A 19,407-nucleotide genomic window follows, 5' to 3' on the forward strand; every position below is an offset into this window, starting at 1 on the left:
AGGCCAAGGGAGTGCAACCATGAACATCCTCATTCTGGGCAGCGGCGGGCGCGAACACAGCCTGGCCTGGGCCGTATTGCAAAATCCTAAATGCGACAAGCTGATCGTGGCACCGGGCAATGCCGGAATCGCCGCCATCGCGGATTGCGCCAGTTTCGACATCAACGACGGGGCGGCGGTGGTCGGTTTTGTCGACGAAAACAACATCGATTTCGTCATCATCGGGCCAGAAGCCCCTCTTGCTGCAGGCGTTGGCGATGATCTGCGCGCTGCCGGCGTATTGGTGTTTGGCCCGTCAAAAGCGGCCGCGGCGCTGGAAGCCTCCAAAGCCTTTACGAAAGAGATCTGCGACGCCGCAAACGCCCCCACTGCCGCCTATGGGCATTTCACCGACGCAGAGGCTGCGCGGGCCTATCTGGCCGACCACCCTGCCCCGATCGTGATCAAAGCCGACGGCCTTGCAGCCGGCAAAGGCGTGATCATCGCCGAAACCGATGCCGAGGCGCTGGCCGCCGTCGATACGATGTTCGACGGCACCTTCGGCGACGCGGGTGCAGAGGTGGTGATCGAAGAGTTTATGGACGGCGAAGAAGCGTCCTTCTTTGTTTTGTGTGACGGTGACACCGTGCTGCCGATCGGCACCGCCCAAGACCACAAACGCGTCGGCGACGGCGATACCGGCCCTAACACCGGCGGCATGGGGGCCTATTCGCCCGCGCCGGTGCTGACCGACGAGATCGCCGAACGTGCGTTGGCAGAAATCATCCGCCCGACCATGGCCGAAATGGCCAAGCGCGGCACGCCTTACCAAGGGGTGCTTTATGCCGGTTTGATGATCAAGGACGGTGCCCCCCGTCTGGTCGAATACAACGCCCGTTTTGGCGACCCTGAGTGTCAGGTCCTGATGATGCGTCTTGGCGCGCAGGCTTTTGACCTGATGCATGCCGCCGCGGAAGGGCGCCTGAACGAGGCCCGCGTGAACTGGGCCGACGATCACGCTGTCACCGTCGTCATGGCCGCGCAAGGCTATCCCGGAAGCTATGACAAGGGAAGCGTTATCAAAGGGTTGGATGCCCTCCCCGAAGACAGCCGCAACATGGTGTTCCATGCGGGTACCGCCAAGAAAGACGGGGCGATTACGGCCATCGGCGGACGGGTACTGAACGTCACGGCGCGCGGCGACACCCTGGCCGAGGCACAGGCACGCGCCTATGAGATGGTCGAGGCGATTGACTGGCCGGGCGGGTTCTACCGCCGCGATATCGGCTGGCGTGCGCTGTCCTGAGGGCGCGGCCTGCTGGTCTGACGCGATGAACCGGGGGCTCGCCCCCGGACCCCCAGGATTTCAACCATTTGGAAGCAGGTCTGTGTTCAGCTTGGGCTGAGCGTACAGGCTTGGGCGGCGGTGGTATTGCTGGCGGTGAAGGGCACGTCGAAGCTTCGCGGGCTTAGTGTTTTGCCGTCAAGCTGAAGGGCCACCATTTGCGATGGCGCACTGCGCTGCCACGGCATCTGCGCAAGGATCAATTCGGGGTGTGGGCCGCATGTGCGGATCCCCCCCGCGATTTCCGGATCACCGATGCGGTGGTTGGTGAACCCCTCTGCCGTAGCAATGACGGTGAGGCCGCTGTTATCGTAAGCGAGCAGCTGCACCGAACCGGACAGATGCGGGGTGACGACGATCGCGATCTCGAGCCGCCCATTGCCGGTGAAGTCCGCAGCACCAATCGGTGCAAGCCAGCGGTTTTTCCGCCCGATAAAGGGCGTCTGCGCGATGCGCCCGGACGCGTCATAGACCGCAAGCCGCGCACCTTTGGACTGGTGGCTTTCAACCACGATCACTTCGGGTCGGCCATCACCATCCAGGTCCGCAATCCGGGGCGATGTGTCTTCGAATACAAGGACTTGGGGCAAAATTATGCGGCGGCTGGTGCCGTCAGCCAAGCCCAGCGTCAGGCTGCCCCATTCGACCGCATCGCCCAATACGCCGTGATCATAGCGTGTGGTCGGATCACCAAAGCTGGCGCGGGCGATGTCTTGCGCAGATGCGGGCAGCGCATTGATCACGCATGCCGCAACGATCGGCAAAAGGCGCGACGACATATGTCGCGCCAGCCGTCGCATCAGATTTGCTTTTCGGGCATTTTCACGCGCAGGCCGTCCAGCGCGTCTGTGACCTTGATCTGGCAGGTCAGACGGGACGTGGCGGGATCGGGCTCGAACGCGAAGTCGAGCATATCTTCTTCCATGTCGTCCTTGGCGGGCACTTTTTCGACCCAGTCGGGATCCACATAGACGTGGCAGGTGGAGCAGGCGCAGGCACCGCCGCAGTCGGCCTCGATCCCGGGGATGTTATTGTCACGGGCCCCTTCCATGACGGTCAGGCCATTGGCCACATCGACGACATGTTCGGTGCCATTGTGTTCTACATAAGTGATCTTGGCCATCTGAATGCCCCTTCGAATTTAGAATTTCGACATATGTAAACAGCAGTCCGCGGCTTCGCCAGCCCCTTTTCACGGCTCATGCACGGGGATGGCATTATTCACATCCCTATGGGCCTATCATCTAGGCATTGCTGCGAAAAGCCGCTAGCCTGCGACGGACCCTTTGACCCGCAAGGCCCGGCTGTGCAATATTTTTCCCGATCACATTTAGTTCAATTTGCCTGCGCATTTACGGTTCTCGTCTCGCTCGGAGCGTGTAATGCTGCCTCCCAAGACGCAGAGGCACCCGAGCCTGGCGTTCGCGAGGCGACAACCAAGGGCCCGGCAGGGGCTGCACCGGGCAGCTGTTGGGGGCGGACCGTATCACCTGCAGTGATCGAAACGGTGACCGAGCAGGTACAGGTGCAGCCGGCGCAGATCAGCTCTACCGGCGAGATCCAGTCGCTGCCGATCTACCGCACGGAAACACGGCAAAAGATCGTCTCTCCCCGTGTGGACAACTGGTTCGAGACGCCCTGCACCAGCGCGCTTACGCCCGACGTGATCGCAACGCTGCAACGCGCGTTAGAGGCGCGAGGGTTCTATGGCGGGGCCATTAATTCAGAGCTCGACGACGCGACACGGCGGGCAATGCGGGCGTATCAGATCAGCACTGGCGGGCCCGACAGCCCCGTTCTTGCACTGGCCACGGCGCGATCATTGGGTGTCATCGCTGTGGACATCCCCGGTGTTTCTCGGGACAGCAGCGGTTAAGAAACGACCTCAAGCGGTTGGAAAACAAAACCTTTGTCGGTGACTTTACTGAACGCAGTGATGCCAAAGACGGCTTTGACAATCTCTGTCGTCAGTGCCGCCTGTGGCAAGTCGTCTGCGACGACTGCGCCGTTGTGCAACACGATCAACCTTGTGCAATGCCGCGCTGCCAATCCCAGATCATGAAGCGAGACGAGCACCCCACGCCCTTGGCCCGCTGCTTTGGAAAAGCTTTCCATCGCGGCGATTTGATGGGCGGGGTCTAGCCCGGCAGTGGGCTCGTCTGCGATCAGCAAGGGTGCCTCTTGCGCGAGGCTACGGGCGATCAGCACGCGCGCCTGCTCCCCACCCGATAGCTGTGTGGCGGGACGATTGCGGAAGGTGTCCAAACCCATCTGCGCAATGGCACGATCTACGGCAGCCTGATCTTCTGCCTGTATTTTCTGCCCGCCCCGTCGATGGGGTGTGCGGCCCAGTCGGATGATCGTTTCAACCGTGACCGGCCATGCAATCTCGCGCGATTGGGGCATCCACGCGGCGGCGCGCCCGCGCATGCGCGGGGCAAGTGCGGCGATTGAACTTTGGCCCTCAGCGGGGATCAGTCCCAGTGCCGCGCGCATCAAGGTGGTCTTACCGGCACCATTCGGCCCGACCAGGCCTACGACCTCTCCTTCACGTAAGGTCAGGTTGATGTCGGATAAAACGGTTTTCCGCCCCCGATAAACGGAGAGATTTTGCAGTGATAGCAGGGTCATAGCCCGTCCCTCCGCGTGCGATAGATCAGGTGGAGAAACAGCGGCGCGCCGACTAATGCCGTCACAACCCCAAGCTTGAGATCACGGTCGGGCACCACAAGGCGCACAAGGATATCCGACGCGAGGATCATCGCCGCGCCGCCAAGTGTCGCAGCCCATAGCAACGCCCCCGGTCGCGCGCCAACAAAGCCACGTAGCAGGTGCGGCATGACCAGCCCCACAAACCCGATCGCCCCCGCCACGGCGGTAGAGGCACCAACGACCGCCGCCGTACCGATAATGACCGTGAGGCGAAGCCGGAATAGGTTGATCCCCATCGCCTCTGCCGCGTCTTCGCCCAAGGTCAGCGCATCAAGCCCGCGCCCGAGGGTCGCCAACAGGACACCGCCCCCAAGCAGAAAGGGCATCGCGATCCAGACATGGGTCATGGACCGGTCCGCCAGAGAGCCCATCATCCAGAATACGATCTCATTCGCCGCATAGGGGTTCGGCGACAGGTTCAGCACCAGCGAGGTCAATGCCGCAGCAAAGGCCGATATTGCGATACCAGCGAGGATCAGCGCCAGTGACGTGCCCCGAGGGCCTGCCAACAGCAACACCAACAACACCCCCAGCAGGGCACCGCCAAGCGCCATTGTGGGAAGCGCGAGTGCTGCAAGCGCGGCCAATCCGGTCTGTATCGCCAGCACAGCCCCCAACGCTGCAGAGCCCGAGACCCCGATCAACCCCGGATCCGCCAACGGGTTGCGCAGATAGCCCTGCATCGCAGCGCCAGAAAGCCCCAAGGCACCGCCGATCATCACGCCCAATAGCGCACGCGGGAGCCGTATCTCGCGCATGACGGTGGCCAGCGGGCCGCCCTGCCCGGTGACCAACGCGTTCAAACTGTCGCCCACGGATGCGCTGGACGGGCCAATCAACAGCGACCCGACAAATAGCACACCCACAAGGCTGCCGAGACCAAGCGCCAGGATCGCTGACCGCCCCATCAGCAAGCGCCCCGGGCACTTAGGCACTTCATTTGCCCCACTGCATAGGGCGCAACAATTAAAATTGGGTGAATGGATATGCTCATCGTTCCGCTCATAATTTCTCCCCGACCCTCCTAGTCTCATCACAGTTGCGCGCAACCTTCGAGGGGCGTTTGGACACTGCCGCAATATAAGCTCACACACCCGTGAACTTTTCCACGCGCTACGGCGTTGAGCTTTAAATCCTTCAACTGCTGGAGCCATATTTGGAACATCTGCCCTCAATCCGGCGCTCGCTTCAGTTGCTGGTCCTGATTTCCCTTTTCGTCACCGCGTATTTCGCCAAGGACTTGATATTGCCCATTGTTCTGGGCTTTTTGCTTGCCCTGACCCTGTCGCCCGTGGGCCGTGCGCTTTATCGCATCGGCGTCCCGCATCCTGTGTCGGCCTTTTTGCTGGTGACGGCGACGAGCTTGGTGATTGCTGCCGTGGTTTTGCTGTCCGCGGGCACCGTGGCGATCTGGAGCGACGAGATCCCGGAAATGGGCCGCGAGATCCAGATAAAGCTGAGCGGCGTGAGCAATGCGGTCGAAACGATGCGATCTGCCTCGGAAGAGGTAGAGAAACTGGGCACCGAAACCGGCGGCAAACCGCAAGAGGTCGTCGTGCGCCAACCTGGATTGCTCGACACCGCGATGGATACGGTGAGCAAAACTGGGGCGTCGCTGGCGGTGATCCTGATTCTGGCGCTGTTCTTACTTGGCTCTGGCGAGCTGTTTTACTTAAAACTTGTGCAATCCATGCCGACGTTAACGGAAAAGAAACGTGCGCTGCATACGGTCTATGACGTGGAGAAGCGGGTGTCGCGCTACCTGCTGACGATTGCCACGATCAATGCCGTGCTCGGCATATTAGTCGGGACCTATCTGACAGTGCTGGGCTTGCCGTCGGCCTATATCTGGGGGATCGCGGCGTTCATGCTGAACTTCCTGCCTTATATCGGCGGGTTTGCGGGGGTGCTCTTGGTCGCGGGATTCTCTCTCGTGACGTTTGATACCATCGGTTATGCGATGTTGGCCCCGATCGGTTACCTGACGCTGACCCTCTTAGAGGGGCAGATTATCACCCCGTGGCTGGTCGGTCGCCGATTGGAAATGAATACCGTCGCGGTATTTCTAACGGTCGTGTTTTGGGGGTGGCTATGGGGCATCCCCGGCGCATTGGTCGCGGTGCCCTTTCTTGTGGTGTTCAAAGTCGTTTGCGAGAACTTTGAACCGCTCCATACCATCGGGAATTTCCTGTCCGCAGAGCAGGTTAAACCCGATGATATGAAGGATCAGGAAGTCATGTCAGCCAGCGAGTGAGGGCAGCCACAACACGATGGACGGGAAGGCCACCAACAGCGCGATTGTAACGGCATCCGCGATAAAGAACGGTGTCACGCCCTTGAACACGTCCTGAACGCTCAGGTCAGGGCGTACCCCTGCAACCACAAAGCAGTTGAGGCCAATGGGAGGCGTGATCAGACAGAACTCTGCCATCTTCACCACCAAGATTCCGAACCAGATCGCACACATCGGCCCCGACATGCCAAAGGCGCTATCCGCGGCAGAGACGAACTCGCCCCCGTTCAGCGCCATGACAGCAGGATAGACGACCGGAAGTGTCAGAAGCAGCATGCCAATCGCATCCATGAACATCCCCAGCACCGCATAGGCCAGCAGGATGCACACGAGGATCAGGATTGGCGAGGCCTCAAGCCCCGAAATCCAGTCGGCGAACGCGCCCGGCAGATCGGCGAAGCCCAGGAACCGAACATAAATCAGAACACCCCAAATGATGGTAAAGATCATCACCGTCAGCTTCGCGGTTTCAAGCAGCGCGTCCTTCAGCTCGGCCCACCGCATGCCACGATAAAGCGCCATCAGGAACACGATAAACGCGCCCACGGCCCCGCCCTCGGTCGGGGTGCCCCATGCGTCGCCGAAGGGGTTGTAAACAAAGAAAATAATGATGATCACAACCGCAAAGATCGGCATGGCGGCAGGGAGAGACGCGAACCGTTGCTTCCAGGTAAAGCCGCTTACGGGGGGGCCGACGCTTTTCCAGATGGTCGCAATGCCCACGATCAGCACGGCATAGACAATGGCCGAAAACGCACCGGGGATAAAGCCCGCCAGTAGCAGCTTGCCCACGTCTTGTTCAACGATGATCGCATAGATGACAAGGATCGCTGACGGCGGGATCAAAGAGGCCAAAGTGCCCCCGGCCGCCACAACGCCCGCCGCGAATTTCTTGTTGTACCCGATCGCCAGCATCTCGGGGATGGCGATACGGGCAAACACCGCTGCCGTCGCGACCGAAGCACCGGAAACCGCTGCAAAGCCCGCTGTTGCAAAGACGGTCGACACAGCAAGACCGCCGGGCAGCCAAGCAATCCAGCGTTTTGCGGCCTCGAACAAGGCGCGGGTCAGACCGGCGTAATAGGCAAGAAAGCCGATCAGAATGAAGGTGGGAATCAAGCTTAGCGTCTGGCTCGACACTTTGGAGTGTGGCACCTGCCCCGCGGTCTTGATCGCGACCGTCAGCGCCCAGTCCAGCTCGGACCACTGCATGCCTTTCTTGGACCAAAAGATCCAGATCAGGCCGACCAGACCCGCCATTGCCGCGGCGAAAGCCACGCGCATACCGAGCACCACCATAAGCAGCAGCCCGCCCGAGACCCACAGGCCAATTTCAATAGGATCCATAATCAGTCCCGCCCGTCTAGATGTTCAGCTTCCGCCATCGCCTGTTCGGCCGCGGATTGTACCAAGGGTACGGCAACGGGGTTTTCCAACCCCAATACAAAGGCCCGCCCATAGCCCCAGATCTGCAGCAGCAACCGCAAAGCCAGCACCGTAAAGGCCATTGGCACGATCAGTTTCGCGGGCCAGATCGGCAGACCGATATCGATGGAGCTGTCACGGCTCCACATCGGGGCGGCGAAGTCAAAGCTGCGCTGGAAATGCGCCCAAGAGCCCCAGATCAGCGCCAGCATAAGGATAAAGATCAGCACGACCGAGAATGTCTCGGCGGCCCATAGCGCGCGGCCTTTAAGCTGGCCGATCAGGATGTCCATGCGCACATGGCCGCCGTTCCGCTGGGTATAGGAAATCCCCATGATCGCGATCAACGGCATGGCGAATTCAATCCAGTCCACATACCCCGCCAGCGGCGTGCCAAAGAACTTGCGGCCGCCAACGGACCAGACGGCAAGCACCATCAGCATGAAAACGGCAATACCAGAGACCAGAGCAAACACGGTTTCAAGGCGTAAAAGCCCTTTGTCGATACGGCTAAGCAGACTGCCGTCTTCGAGCACGGCGGAGGAACCGGCCATGATGCTTTCCTTTCAAATGAGTGGGAGGGAGATCGTACAAACAAAGGGGGCCTGCATCGGCAAGCCCCCTCCTCGCGCCAATTAGTTGGACGCGCGTTTTTCTTCAAGCGTTTTGACGACCAGGTCATAAAGCTCTTGGCCAGGGATGCCTTGGGCTTCCATATCCTTGATCCAGGCTTCGCGCGCAGGGTCAGCTGCCTTGGATTTGAACTCGGCCAGAACTTCGGGCGTGAACATCACTTTTTCAACGCCTTTTTCTTCCAGCACGGCGTCCCAGCGGTTCAGCAGCTCGCCATAGTTCGCCAGATAGTGATCCAGCGCCTCATCGACAGAACCGTCCAGCGCTTCTTTTTCCGCGTCCGACAGGGCCTCATAGGCATCGATGTTCACCACAACAGGGCAGTTCACCGTGCCGGGGTTGAGGTTCGCGGTCCACCAATCGGCCTTGTTGATCGTACCAAAGCTCAGGTGTGCGTGCTGCGCGAACGCCACGGTATCCACAACACCGGATTCCATTGCGTTATATGCCTCGGAGGAGGTCACGGAGGTCGGCACAGCGCCCACGGTTTCGAAGGCTTTGCCCAGACCACCTGTCGCACGCACGCGCATGCCGTCAAAGGATTCCAGCGTATCGCGAGGCTCGCCTGTGCCAACAAGATTGTACTGCGGCATTGGCGAGGTCATCAGCATCTTGGCGTTCCACTGTGCCATCTCTTTGGCCACGGCGGGGTGTGCATACACAGCGCGGGATACGGCAACTTCTTCTTCAAGGTTCTGAACCCCAAGGAAGGGCAGTTCTAGCACGGTGATCGCGCGGTTCTTATCGGCGTGGTAACCAGCACAGAATTGCGCCATCTCGAAGGCACCGATGGAAATACCATCGAGGTTGTCGGAGTTCTTGGACAGACCGCCATAGCTGACATTGATGGTGAATTCGCCATTGGTCTTTTCGGACACAAGCTCGGCAATCTTTTCGACATGCTCGGTGAAGGCACGACGTTTACCCCAGACAGAGGCGTTCCATTCCGTCGCGGCCGCTTGCGAGGCAAAAGCGAAAGTCAAAGCGCAGACAGCTGCGCCGTTCAGTAGATTGTTCATTGATATCTCCCTTATGCGGGCTGTTTGGGGCCCGCTTGGGCGAAATACTATCCTTAGGGCAACTTGCTGCCAACCCCTGAACATGTCTCTTGATTGCCCCTGTGGGAGCCTTCGGCGAGGATTTTTCACCATTTGGAACCATGCCCCGCGCGCGATCGGTCCCGTTAACAGGCAATCGGTGCTGTTTCCTAGGGTTTTGGCAGGGTTGTCAGCAAAATTTACTAGTCTGCGCAGAAAACGGAAAAATATTTACAGACAAACCGCGTGTTTCCATATGCTTATTTCCTTCTTTTCACTTCCCGTTATGATCTGCCAAGGGAGAGCCGCCACGCCTATGTGTCCGAGCGGCAGAAAACGAACAGAGTTCTGAGGGAGGAACCATGTCCAACGTCGCCACACAGACCTATCCGCCATCCGACGACATGGCGGCCAATGCCCATGTGAACGCCGCGAAATATGACGCGATGTATCATGCCTCTATCGCGGACCCCGAAGGGTTCTGGCTGGAGCAGGCGCAGCGCATCGACTGGATGAAGCCGTTTACCAAGGTCAAAGACGTCGACTTCACTTTCGGTCAGGTCAAGATCAATTGGTTTGCCGACGGTGCGCTGAACGTCAGCGCCAATTGCATCGACCGTCATCTTGAAATGCGCGGCGACCAGACCGCGATCATCTGGGAGCCGGACAGCCCGGACGAAGACGCGCAGCACATCAGCTATCGCGCCCTGCATGCCCAGACTTGTAAAATGGCCAATATCCTGCGCGATATCGGCGTCGGCAAAGGCGACCGGGTTATCATCTACATGCCGATGATCCCCGAAGCCGCCTATGCCATGCTGGCCTGCGCGCGCATCGGTGCGATCCATTCGATCGTCTTCGCCGGGTTCTCTCCGGATGCGCTGGCGGCACGGGTACAGGGGTCGGACGCCAAGGTTGTAATCACCGCAGATTATGCGCCCCGCGGGGGCAAAGCGACACCGTTGAAGGCCAACGCGGACAAGGCTTTGGCAGGCTGCGACCCATTGGTCAAATGTCTGGTGGTGCGGCGCACTGGCGGTGATGTGGCATGGAATGATGCGCGCGACGTGGATTATACCGCGCTTGAAAAAGAGGCTTCTGACACTTGCGCGCCGGAAGAGATGAACGCCGAGGATCCGCTGTTCATCCTCTATACCTCTGGCTCGACCGGTCAGCCCAAAGGGGTCGTGCATACGACGGGTGGCTATCTGGTCTATGCCGCGCTGACCCACGAGGTCACCTTTGATTACCACGATGGCGATGTCTATTGGTGCACGGCCGATGTGGGCTGGGTGACCGGCCACAGCTATATCGTCTACGGTCCGCTTGCCAACGGGGCCACAACGCTCATGTTCGAAGGCGTGCCCACCTACCCCGACGCCAGCCGCTTTTGGCAGATATGTGAAAAACACAAGGTAAATCAGTTCTACACCGCCCCGACCGCCATTCGCGCGCTGATGGGCAAGGGGCGCGCCTTTGTTGACGGTTGCGATCTGAGCAGCCTGAAACTGCTTGGCACCGTGGGCGAGCCGATCAATCCCGAAGCCTGGAATTGGTACAATGACGTTGTGGGCAAAGGGAACTGCCCCATCGTTGACACATGGTGGCAGACGGAAACCGGCGGTCACCTGATGACGCCGCTGCCCGGTGCCCACGCCACCAAACCCGGCGCCGCGATGAAGCCCTTCTTTGGGATCAAACCGGTCGTACTTGAACCCACCACCGGTGCCGAGATCGAGGGCAATGACGTCGAGGGGGTTCTGTGTATCGCGGACAGCTGGCCAGGCCAGATGCGCACGGTCTGGGGCGATCACGCGCGGTTCGAGCAGACCTATTTCAGCGACTACAAGGGCTATTACTTCACCGGTGACGGGTGCCGCCGGGACGCGGATGGCGATTACTGGATCACGGGGCGCGTGGATGACGTGATCAACGTCTCCGGTCACCGTATGGGCACGGCCGAAGTCGAAAGCGCTTTGGTCGCCCACCCTAAGGTGGCAGAGGCTGCGGTCGTCGGGTTTCCCCATGATATCAAGGGACAGGGCATCTATTGCTATGTCTCTTTGATGAGCGGTGAAAGCCCGAGCGAGGACCTGCGGGCCGAGCTGCGCAATTGGGTCCGCTCTGAGATTGGCCCGATCGCCTCGCCCGATATGATCCAATGGGCCCCCGGCTTGCCCAAAACCCGCTCAGGCAAGATCATGCGCCGCATCCTGCGCAAGATCGCAGAGAACGACTATGGCACGCTCGGCGATACATCCACCCTGGCAGAGCCCGAGGTTGTCGACGATCTGATCGCGAACCGGATGAACCGCTGACCACATAACGCGAAAGGGGCACCAACTGGTGCCCCTTCTGCATATCGACCTATTGGCCTGAATTAGCCTTCGACGCGTTGCAGTGTAATTTCACCCACGCCGATGGCAAAGTTTACGCCGTTCTGCGTGTTGACGCTCACCGGTTGCAGCGCCAGCGTGTCTTCGGAACCGCCGACCATGACGTTTGCACCTAGGCCCACACCAACAGTGGCTTCAGCAGAAACACCTTGATAGTCGCCGTTCAACCCGCCTTCGTAATATTCGGATTCAGTTGGTGCCAACACCAACCAGGACATCTGACCATTCTGGGTCTTGCCGATATCAATGCCGTAGCGTTTGATGTCGCCGATGTATGTCTCGTCAGCCAGCCCCTCTTGCACGGGATTGAAGGTGCAGGTCAGCTCGCGGGTAGACCCGAAGATGAAGCCCGTGCCATCACCAACGTCACAGCTCAGCGAGCCGACCTCGGTGTGGTCCACAGTCTCGCCGTCGTCGGCTAGTGCAGGCGTGGACAAAGCAGCGCCGGTGACAAGGGCTGCGACAGTCAGCTTGATGGGGGCAAAACGATTCAGTGTCATAGTTAATCCTTCCGGCGGGAAACCCGCCAATAACAGTCGTGAGCGTCGGCATTCGGGTGCCTGTTGGCGGTAGCTGGAACCTCATATCCCAACACCCCTTCTCCGACAGGCAGTCCGAAATCTCGAAGTCATGCCTCTCAGTGGGGGAACAACACGGCAGGCGCTATTCGGTTCCACACAGCGGATTTTATCAGCCACCATCGCCACTCGCAGAGGGCGTGCCGCAACGGGCCGGGGTTTGCTGTCTGGACAAATCCGGCTCCCCGTGGCACCGCTGCGGCATGGCTAATCCTTTGCACCACTTCATCCCCCTGCCCGATGCCACAGTCGAGCTACGCCGCGCCTTTGGCCGTTTTGGCACAGGGGTCACGATTGTGACGGTGCAGACCGCGAATGGCCCATTGGGGATGACCGCGAACTCCTTTTCCTCGGTTTCGCTGGACCCGCCCCTGGTGCAGTGGTCCCCCGCGCTCAGTTCCAAACGTCATGACGCATTTACCAACGCGGCGCAGTTCGCTGTGCATATTCTGGGTAGCGGTCAGCGGGCACTGGCAGATGCCTTTGCTGTCTCTGGCGGCGCGTTCGACCAATTCGACTGGACGGTTGGCCCCAATGGCGCACCGACACTGGCAGGCTGCCTCGCCAGCTTCCACTGTGACACCTTCGGCGTGCATCCGGCGGGTGACCATTCCATTGTCCTCGGGCAGGTCACGCACGCCGCTTATGACCCAGATGACAGCGTTGCGGGCCTGATGTATGACCAAGGCCGCTATGGCCGTTTTACACCGCTGACGGAATAGCCCGTAAGCCTTTCCAGATGGTCAAAATCCCGGGGGTGTCCCGGCATCGCCGGGACGGGGGCTGGCCCCCATCCCAGCTGAACCGCAGAACAAAGCGCTTAATGGCGGGTCAATAATCCTTCTCAAAGAAGATACCGATCCCGGTGTTCCCATCGGACCCTACCGTCCCCTTCGCCGTCAGGTTCTTGGTCAGATCAAGGTTGATAGACACATCCGCTGTCCCGTCAGAGGCGGCGGTCACATCGGTGTAGACATTCTCAGAAATGTATTTACCCGCGCGGACAGCCGTGGCACCGCTGTCTGTGGTGGTCACATCCAGATCGTCCAGCCCGAACCCTGTGCGCAGGTTAGAGATCACCCCCGCACCACCGCGTCCGGCAAGTGTCGCCACCGCGCTGGCGAGTTGCAGCGCCTGAAACGCCGAGATTTCAGAGATGTTTCGCCCAAACAGAAGCTGTGCCAGCACCTCGTCCTGCGGTGCATCGGGTGTCGATTCAAAGGAAACCTCGGGCGATGTGGCTTTGCCCTCGATCACGATACGAACCTCGCCTGTGTTGGTGGTCGTCGAGGTTACAAACCTCAGGTAGGGCACCAGATCGCCTTGGAAGCGCACGGCCCCCTCGTCCAGCTCGAACCGTTTGCCAAGAATATCCAGACGACCACGGATCAGGTCGAAGCGACCGGCCGAGATGATGCGATTGGTCGATCCCGTCAGCAAAAGGCTACCGCCCAGTTCCGCATCCAGACCACGGCCGCGCACGAAAATCCGCCGTGGCGCGTTGATGCGGACGTTCAGGCCAAACCCCGGCCCACTGTCGCTACTTGCCGCGGGATCCGTGCCCGCGTCGGCACCGGTCAAACCGGCCTTGCGACGGGTCGCAACTACGTCTGCTGGCGCGCCGATGAAATCGATCTGTGGAATATCACCGATGCTGGTCATACCTGTTGACGGCACGCTTACCTCGGTCTCGCCCACGTCGATCTGACCGCTGATATTCGCCCCCCCCGAAAGCGGTCCCGCAAGACGCAGGGTGCCATCAAGCGACGTGCGATACAGCGATGGATCGATCAGCACGAGGTTGTTCAATCCGATCTGGATGTCGGCGGGCAGTGATCCGGTCAGGGTCACCGCCCCGCCCGCCTTGATCTGCCCCCCGTCCGCGCTGCGCGCAGATAGGTCGATTTGCGCGCGGTTATTGGCCAGCCGGATATCCGCTGCGATGTCCTGAAGTGTCACCCGAAGGTTGGGGGCGGACAGCGACGCGTTAGAGGTTTGAATGCTCCCGTTGACCGACCCAAGTGCCGGCGGGCCGTTCACCGTCAAATCGAACCGTGCCTGACCTTGCAAGCTCCGAGGCGCAATGAACGGGGCGGACAGCCCCAATGGCGCGTTCCCGTTCACGTCAAGGTTCAGATTGCCATCGCTGCCCACAAGCCCCGCGATCGTGGCACGGGTGCCCGCTGGTCCGGTGGCGTTCGTATTGACCCGCCAGCCAGCGCTTTCCTGCTGTGCGGTACCGGTCACATTCAGCGGGCCGGAAAGTTTTGGCACCACGGCCCCCAGATTGGGGATCGTGACATCATAATTCAGCGCGGGCGCATCCCCCGTGACAACCCCCTGCACAGACGCCCGGGCCGCATAGGGGCCCGTCGCGTTTGTATCTACGGCGATGCCGGCGGGCGTTTGCCGCACCGATCCTTTTGCCGCCAGCGGGCCGGACACGCCCGGCACCAGCGGCTGCACATTTGGCACCGACACGTCAAACGTCAGCGACATATCGGGGCCTGTGGCCAAGCCTTCCACCATCGCGCGCGCGCCATATGGGCCCGTCGCGTTGGTATCGACAAAGAACCCCTTTTCCGTCTGACGCACGGTCCCTGTCGCCGCAAGTGGCCCGTTCACCTGTGGCACCACCGCCTGAAGATTCGGGACCGATGCGTCGAAAGAGATATCGACCATAGGTGTTAACATCCCCTGAACGGCAACCTGCGCGGCGTAGGGGCCACTGGCTTTCGCGTCGATCTGGAACCCTTCTTCCAACTGCTTGAGGTTGCCCGACGCCTCTACCGCGCCGGTCACCTGCGGCGCAAAAGCCTCTACCCGCGGGATCGAGGCGCTAAAGTCCAGATCCAGCGGCGTCAGCAGCCCCTGGACCGAGGCGGTCACATCTTCGGGGGCGGAGGCTTTGGTGTCGACCTGCCACCCGTCCGGCGTCTGGCGGAGCACACCATCCAATGCGATAGGGCCCTCGACCGGCGCGTCGGGCACAAAGTCACGCAGTTCGGGCACATCGGCGGTGAAGTTGAGCACCGCATTCTCGCCCGTTGCCAGCCCTTTGGCGGTGAGCGCGGCACCGTAGGGGCCGTCCGTCACGGCATCAACAGTCCAGCCACGGGTGTCCTGCTCGGCCTCGGCCTTGATCGTGATGGGACCGGAATATTGCGGCAGCACAGTCTCGATATCGTTCAGTTTTGCATCAAACCGCGCTTGCGAATTATTGCTACGCAGCTCGACGCCACCGCTGGCGGTCAATGCGTCATTTTCCAAAAGCAGGTCACGCACGAAGGTGCCCGTCTCGTCACGCGATGCGCCAAGGCTTAGCGTCGTGTCGCCAGCCAGCAATGCGTCCGCCTGTTCGATCCCCACTTTCAAATCCTGCGTCAGGCCAGAAATATTCAGGTCGAATGTCCCGTCCAGTGGCGTGATCTGACCCACGATCTCTACATTCGCGGCCCCGTCCATCTCGCGTCCGGCAAGAGCGGAAAAGCGGCTGATGTCAGTGGCTTCAAGGCGGGCTTTCAACTGGGTAAGAAAGCTATCGGCTGGCCCGCTAATCGTGACATCGCCGGTCAGACCATAATCCGCGCCAGAAAGATCAAGCCCCGTGATCTGAACCGGTGTGCCTTCGGTATAGGCGATGGTTGTACGCCCCGTGATGGACTGGCCGACCGCTTCGGAAACCGCGGCGTTGGTCAGCGTCAGCCCGTCAGCCGAAAATGCCAGATCGCCCATGAATTCGCCGACGGTCCCTGCCGCACCTTGCAACGTCCCGTTCAACTTCAGTTGCGTCGCGTCAATCGCCAGCGCGTCTGTGGCCAGTTCGGTCACGTCGAAGCTGGCGTCAATCGCGTCGCCATCTTGCGCGTTATAATTCACATCAAGCCCGACGCGCCGCACGTAAGTATCGCCCCCAGCCACTGGCAGCAAAACGCGACTGCCATCGGCGCTGGCGACAGTGCCCGTGATGTCGATCAGGCTGGGCCAGTTGTCGCTGTTCAGTGTGACCTTGCCCTGCAGTTCCGCGGATTGCGCCTTGAGGGCAAAATCGCTGACCTCGACACCGCCTTCGGCCTGCACCAAAGCATCCACGGTCAGCGCGACATCGGGGCCAAAAAATTCGCGGTATTGCGACAAGATCAGCGCGGTCACGTCGCCGTTCAGATCGGCCTGAATACGGCGGTCAGGTGCGGCGCTATCGCCTTGGGCAGCAACGATAACCTGACCGGCAAGCCGTTGTTCGCCGTCGGTCGACAGGTTAATATCCGTTGCAAAATCAGAAAGCGGCCCCTGCCCCGCAATCACCAGATCGACGGACGGCTCATCAGGCAGTTTCAGCGTGCGCGAGATGATGCCTTTGGCTTCCTCGGAAAGAGTCACGGCCATGTCCAGCAGGCTGTCATTGCGATCCAGATCAGCGGTAATTTTGAACTCGCCCTTCTTGCCATCGGTGCGCGCGGCCAGAATATCGACCGTCGCCGTGTCGTCATTCAACAGCGCCGTGGCTTGAACGGTCAGTGTGGCCGCTTCGCCCAGAATTGGCGCACCCAGATTGATCTCGTCGACCGAAAAGTCAGCCACATCGATGGCGACGGGCAGATCGGGGATCGCCGGAAAGGTAAAGGGTTTCGCCTCGGGATCGGGGAGCGTTTCTTGCTGCGCCACGGGCAATCGCGGCACGCTCAGGCGTTTTGCGGTCAGGGCCTGCACCTCCAGCCGGCCGCGCAACAGTGCGGAGCGGTTCCAGTCCAACTCCACCTCTTCCAGCGTCAGCCAGACCCCTTGGTCGTCAGCGATGGTCATCCGGTCGAACCGCGCGCGCGAGCTGAGCGCACCCGCGAAACCGTCAATACTGACCGTGCGGCCCGCGCCGCTGAGGGCGTCTTGGATTGTGCGGGTCAGGAAGCCTTTGTCATCCTCTTGGGCCGAAGCGACGGAGCCGACAAAGATCAGGGCGAAAACCAGAAAGCTGCGCATGAAGTGGATCAAAACGATTGTCCAATACCGATATAAACTTGAAAATTCTCATCTGTTTCGGGGCCCGACACAGGCACCGCGAGGTCTACGCGGATGGGGCCGATGCCCGTGGCATAGCGCAGACCAAGCCCCGCGCCTGACTGCCAAGTGCCTGACCCGTCGTAGAATTCCTCGGCACCGATGTAGCCCGCGTCGGCAAAGGCAACGACGCCGATCTTGTCGCGTACCTGCCAACGCGCCTCTGCGGATAGGCCCGCAAAGCTGCGACCGCCCACCGTATCGCCACTGGCCAGATCAACGCCAAGCGATTGGTAGGGTTGCCCGCGCACGGTGCCGCCGCCGCCGGAATAGAACAGATAGTCCGCGGGCGATTCAGCCAGCGTCGGGCCATAAACCGACCCGAGCTGCCCCCGCAGGGCAAAGGTGACGGGACGCGTGGTGCCAAAGGTTTTATAGCCGCGCACGTCGATGTAGGTGCGCACGCCGTTATCCGACCCCGACAGCGCCACAAAAGGGGTCACGCTGGCCTTGGCGTAGTAGCCATCTTTCGCATCAAGCCGATTGTCGCGGTAATCATGTTCCGCGCTTAGGGGCAGCGTCAGTAACGTATATTTGTTCTCGCCAAAAGCGTCGCGGGTTTCAGCCGTCCGCAAACCGACGCCAAGCGTATAGGTCCGTTCCTCGCTGGCGATGCGTTCGATCCCGGCCTCAAGGTCGAGCTGACGCGAGAAATAGTTCACCTCGTCAAGCTGTTCGATCTCGGCCAGCGCATAGAAATTCGTGTCGGCGTTAAAGGTCGCGGGGCGTTCAAAACGGGTGCCAAGCCGATAATCCGTGCCGCCGGAATCGCCGCCGATCCCCGACACCTCGCCTTCGACACGTAGGCTTTCGGCCCCGCCCAGCAGGTTACGGTGCAGCCAGTAGGTGCTGACGCTAAGCCCTTCAAGCGACGACAGTTCCCCGCCGAAACCAAAGCGTCGCTTGGGCGCGTCAGTGATCTGCGCTGTAATCGGCAGAACATCGGGCGCGGTGATTTGCTCGGCCTCGATCATCGCGACAGAACTGAAAGCGCCCGTGCGCCGCAACCGTGTGGCGGCCAGATCAAGTTGCTCTTGTGAATAGACCTCTCCGGTGGGCAGGCCGGCGATTTTGACGATCCGGCGCAGGCGCACATCGCTTTTTCCCTTTACCGTCAACTCTCCGAAACGCAGGCGCGGTCCCGGACGCAGACGCAGGGTTGCCGCCAGCGTGGCATCGGGCACGCGGGCGGTCAGCTGCTGGTCGGCCAGTTCGGCTTTGGCGTGGCCCTGATCGCGCCAGCCTTCGATACCGGCGGCGACGGTCTCTTTCATGACGCCGAGACTTGCGGTTTCACCTGCGGCGAATTGTTCGGGCAGCTTGGTTTCGGGGGCGACTGGGGCGATTTCGGCCTTGTTAAAGCTGAACTTGCGACCGGTTTCGATGTTGATCACAGCGCGGTTGATCTGGCGCGGCGGGGCGACCGGCGCGATGGCAGAGGCGTCTACACCGTCGATGGTAATCTTGATGACGGCAGCAAAATACCCTTCGTCATAGAGCACGGCCAGAAGGCGGGCATAATCGGCCTGCGCGGCGGCCAAAAGCTCTTGCGTGGTGGGGTCTGCATCTTCGTCCGTTTGCTCGCGCAGAAGCGATCCGCCGAGCACCGTCTCGTATAGATCAGAGTCCTTATCGATGCCGGTGATGTCGAGCGTCGCCGCAAGACCCGCCGTGCATCCTCCCCAGACCAAAGCTGCCGCGGCCGTAGACGCCCGCAGGAACTTTGCAAAACTGTCTGATTGAAAATGCCCCATGCGGTGCTCCCTGTACTCATAGAACGACGTGCCGTTGGGTGAGACATAGAGCGCGCGACCGCAACGTCAGCAAACTTGTTTATTATTCCCTTGTGCATAACGGAAAGCGCCTGCCATCGGCAAACAGTCTGTTGGGCAAAATCGCGATTGTGAACCGCAAAACACATCCGGTTATGTCATTTTACGCAAGCAGGCGGAAG

The 19,407-nt window shown here is 60.4% G+C and carries 15 protein-coding genes; 5 read left to right on the forward strand and 10 right to left on the reverse strand.

The features are described 5' to 3' along the window. Positions 1-19 precede the first annotated feature (19 nt). Positions 20-1,285, forward strand: coding sequence for a phosphoribosylamine--glycine ligase (purD, locus tag AB1495_RS01100; RefSeq protein WP_074634526.1), 1,266 nt, complete (start codon positions 20-22; stop codon positions 1,283-1,285). Between the two features lie 86 nt (positions 1,286-1,371). Here the strand turns inward: purD and AB1495_RS01105 are convergent, their stop codons facing one another. Together AB1495_RS01105 and AB1495_RS01110 are read right to left on the reverse strand one after the other, a co-directional pair. Further along, positions 1,372-2,124: a VCBS repeat-containing protein gene (locus AB1495_RS01105; RefSeq protein WP_083350845.1), complete on the reverse strand. Its 753-nt coding sequence runs from the start codon at positions 2,122-2,124 to the stop codon at positions 1,372-1,374. Further along, entirely contained in the window at positions 2,124-2,447 is a 324-nt protein-coding gene (locus AB1495_RS01110) for a 2Fe-2S iron-sulfur cluster-binding protein (RefSeq protein WP_005854231.1), read from the reverse strand. The genes AB1495_RS01105 and AB1495_RS01110 overlap by 1 nt, the downstream gene beginning before the upstream one ends. 384 nt (positions 2,448-2,831) lie before the next feature. Here AB1495_RS01110 and AB1495_RS01115 point away from each other — a divergent pair, with 384 nt between their 5' ends. After that, positions 2,832-3,200 (forward strand): peptidoglycan-binding domain-containing protein, encoded by a 369-nt coding sequence (locus tag AB1495_RS01115; RefSeq protein ID WP_244268797.1) that lies wholly within the window; start codon positions 2,832-2,834, stop codon positions 3,198-3,200. On the opposite strand, the gene AB1495_RS01120 is transcribed toward AB1495_RS01115, so the two are convergent. Together AB1495_RS01120 and AB1495_RS01125 are read right to left on the reverse strand one after the other, a co-directional pair. Next, complete coding sequence (locus tag AB1495_RS01120) at positions 3,197-3,955, reverse strand: ABC transporter ATP-binding protein (RefSeq protein WP_074634527.1); 759 nt, start codon at positions 3,953-3,955, stop codon at positions 3,197-3,199. The two genes, AB1495_RS01115 and AB1495_RS01120, sit on opposite strands and share 4 nt — an antisense overlap. Next, positions 3,952-4,944: an iron ABC transporter permease gene (locus AB1495_RS01125; RefSeq protein WP_074634528.1), complete on the reverse strand. Its 993-nt coding sequence runs from the start codon at positions 4,942-4,944 to the stop codon at positions 3,952-3,954. The genes AB1495_RS01120 and AB1495_RS01125 overlap by 4 nt, the downstream gene beginning before the upstream one ends. A gap of 248 nt (positions 4,945-5,192) precedes the next feature. Between AB1495_RS01125 and AB1495_RS01130 the strand changes: the two genes are divergently transcribed. Further along, on the forward strand, positions 5,193-6,290 hold the full coding sequence (locus AB1495_RS01130) for an AI-2E family transporter (protein ID WP_005854243.1): 1,098 nt from the start codon (positions 5,193-5,195) through the stop codon (positions 6,288-6,290). Here the strand turns inward: AB1495_RS01130 and AB1495_RS01135 are convergent. The 3 genes from AB1495_RS01135 to dctP all read right to left on the reverse strand — a co-directional run bounded on the left by AB1495_RS01135 (position 6,276) and on the right by dctP (position 9,406). Beyond that, the gene (locus AB1495_RS01135) at positions 6,276-7,676 is read right to left on the reverse strand and encodes a TRAP transporter large permease (RefSeq protein ID WP_005854245.1); all 1,401 of its coding nucleotides are present in this window, start codon (positions 7,674-7,676) and stop codon (positions 6,276-6,278) included. The two genes, AB1495_RS01130 and AB1495_RS01135, sit on opposite strands and share 15 nt — an antisense overlap. Before the next feature lie 2 nt (positions 7,677-7,678). Then, positions 7,679-8,308: a TRAP transporter small permease subunit gene (locus tag AB1495_RS01140; protein ID WP_005854247.1), complete on the reverse strand. Its 630-nt coding sequence runs from the start codon at positions 8,306-8,308 to the stop codon at positions 7,679-7,681. An 81-nt stretch (positions 8,309-8,389) separates the two neighbouring features. Beyond that, positions 8,390-9,406 carry a TRAP transporter substrate-binding protein DctP gene (gene dctP, locus AB1495_RS01145; RefSeq protein WP_005854249.1) on the reverse strand — a complete coding sequence of 339 codons (1,017 nt, stop codon included), beginning with the start codon at positions 9,404-9,406 and terminating at the stop codon, positions 8,390-8,392. A 380-nt stretch (positions 9,407-9,786) separates the two neighbouring features. On the opposite strand from dctP, the gene acs reads away from it, so the two are divergent. Continuing rightward, positions 9,787-11,742 (forward strand): acetate--CoA ligase, encoded by a 1,956-nt coding sequence (gene acs / locus AB1495_RS01150; RefSeq protein ID WP_074634529.1) that lies wholly within the window; start codon positions 9,787-9,789, stop codon positions 11,740-11,742. Between the two features lie 62 nt (positions 11,743-11,804). Here acs and AB1495_RS01155 read toward each other — a convergent pair whose 3' ends face one another. After that, positions 11,805-12,320: a DUF992 domain-containing protein gene (locus tag AB1495_RS01155; RefSeq protein WP_037944573.1), complete on the reverse strand. Its 516-nt coding sequence runs from the start codon at positions 12,318-12,320 to the stop codon at positions 11,805-11,807. 281 nt (positions 12,321-12,601) lie between these two features. On the opposite strand from AB1495_RS01155, the gene AB1495_RS01160 reads away from it, so the two are divergent. Further along, positions 12,602-13,120, forward strand: a complete 519-nt coding sequence (locus tag AB1495_RS01160; RefSeq protein ID WP_074634530.1) for a flavin reductase family protein — start codon at positions 12,602-12,604, stop codon at positions 13,118-13,120. A 109-nt stretch (positions 13,121-13,229) separates the two neighbouring features. Here the strand turns inward: AB1495_RS01160 and AB1495_RS01165 are convergent, their stop codons facing one another. Further along, positions 13,230-17,387, reverse strand: coding sequence for a translocation/assembly module TamB domain-containing protein (locus AB1495_RS01165; RefSeq protein ID WP_244268799.1), 4,158 nt, complete (start codon positions 17,385-17,387; stop codon positions 13,230-13,232). Continuing rightward, entirely contained in the window at positions 17,384-19,207 is a 1,824-nt protein-coding gene (locus tag AB1495_RS01170) for an autotransporter assembly complex family protein (RefSeq protein WP_074634531.1), read from the reverse strand. Before AB1495_RS01170 ends, AB1495_RS01165 begins: the two co-directional genes overlap by 4 nt. Positions 19,208-19,407 lie beyond the last annotated feature (200 nt).

The sequence above is a fragment of the Sulfitobacter pontiacus genome (assembly GCF_040790665.1).
In the GTDB taxonomy this organism is placed as follows: domain Bacteria; phylum Pseudomonadota; class Alphaproteobacteria; order Rhodobacterales; family Rhodobacteraceae; genus Sulfitobacter; species Sulfitobacter pontiacus.

Excerpts from the sequence above, each read along its gene's own strand:
- AB1495_RS01160 (WP_074634530.1), top strand. The coding sequence starts at position 12,602 with ATGGCTAATCCTTTGCACCACTTCATCCCCCTGCCCGATGCCACAGTC.
- AB1495_RS01120 (WP_074634527.1), bottom strand. The coding sequence starts at position 3,955 with ATGACCCTGCTATCACTGCAAAATCTCTCCGTTTATCGGGGGCGGAAA.
- purD (WP_074634526.1), top strand. The coding sequence starts at position 20 with ATGAACATCCTCATTCTGGGCAGCGGCGGGCGCGAACACAGCCTGGCC.
- AB1495_RS01155 (WP_037944573.1), bottom strand. The coding sequence starts at position 12,320 with ATGACACTGAATCGTTTTGCCCCCATCAAGCTGACTGTCGCAGCCCTT.
- AB1495_RS01140 (WP_005854247.1), bottom strand. The coding sequence starts at position 8,308 with ATGGCCGGTTCCTCCGCCGTGCTCGAAGACGGCAGTCTGCTTAGCCGT.
- AB1495_RS01105 (WP_083350845.1), bottom strand. The coding sequence starts at position 2,124 with ATGCGACGGCTGGCGCGACATATGTCGTCGCGCCTTTTGCCGATCGTT.
- dctP (WP_005854249.1), bottom strand. The coding sequence starts at position 9,406 with ATGAACAATCTACTGAACGGCGCAGCTGTCTGCGCTTTGACTTTCGCT.
- AB1495_RS01125 (WP_074634528.1), bottom strand. The coding sequence starts at position 4,944 with ATGGGGCGGTCAGCGATCCTGGCGCTTGGTCTCGGCAGCCTTGTGGGT.
- AB1495_RS01170 (WP_074634531.1), bottom strand. The coding sequence starts at position 19,207 with ATGGGGCATTTTCAATCAGACAGTTTTGCAAAGTTCCTGCGGGCGTCT.
- acs (WP_074634529.1), top strand. The coding sequence starts at position 9,787 with ATGTCCAACGTCGCCACACAGACCTATCCGCCATCCGACGACATGGCG.
- AB1495_RS01135 (WP_005854245.1), bottom strand. The coding sequence starts at position 7,676 with ATGGATCCTATTGAAATTGGCCTGTGGGTCTCGGGCGGGCTGCTGCTT.
- AB1495_RS01110 (WP_005854231.1), bottom strand. The coding sequence starts at position 2,447 with ATGGCCAAGATCACTTATGTAGAACACAATGGCACCGAACATGTCGTC.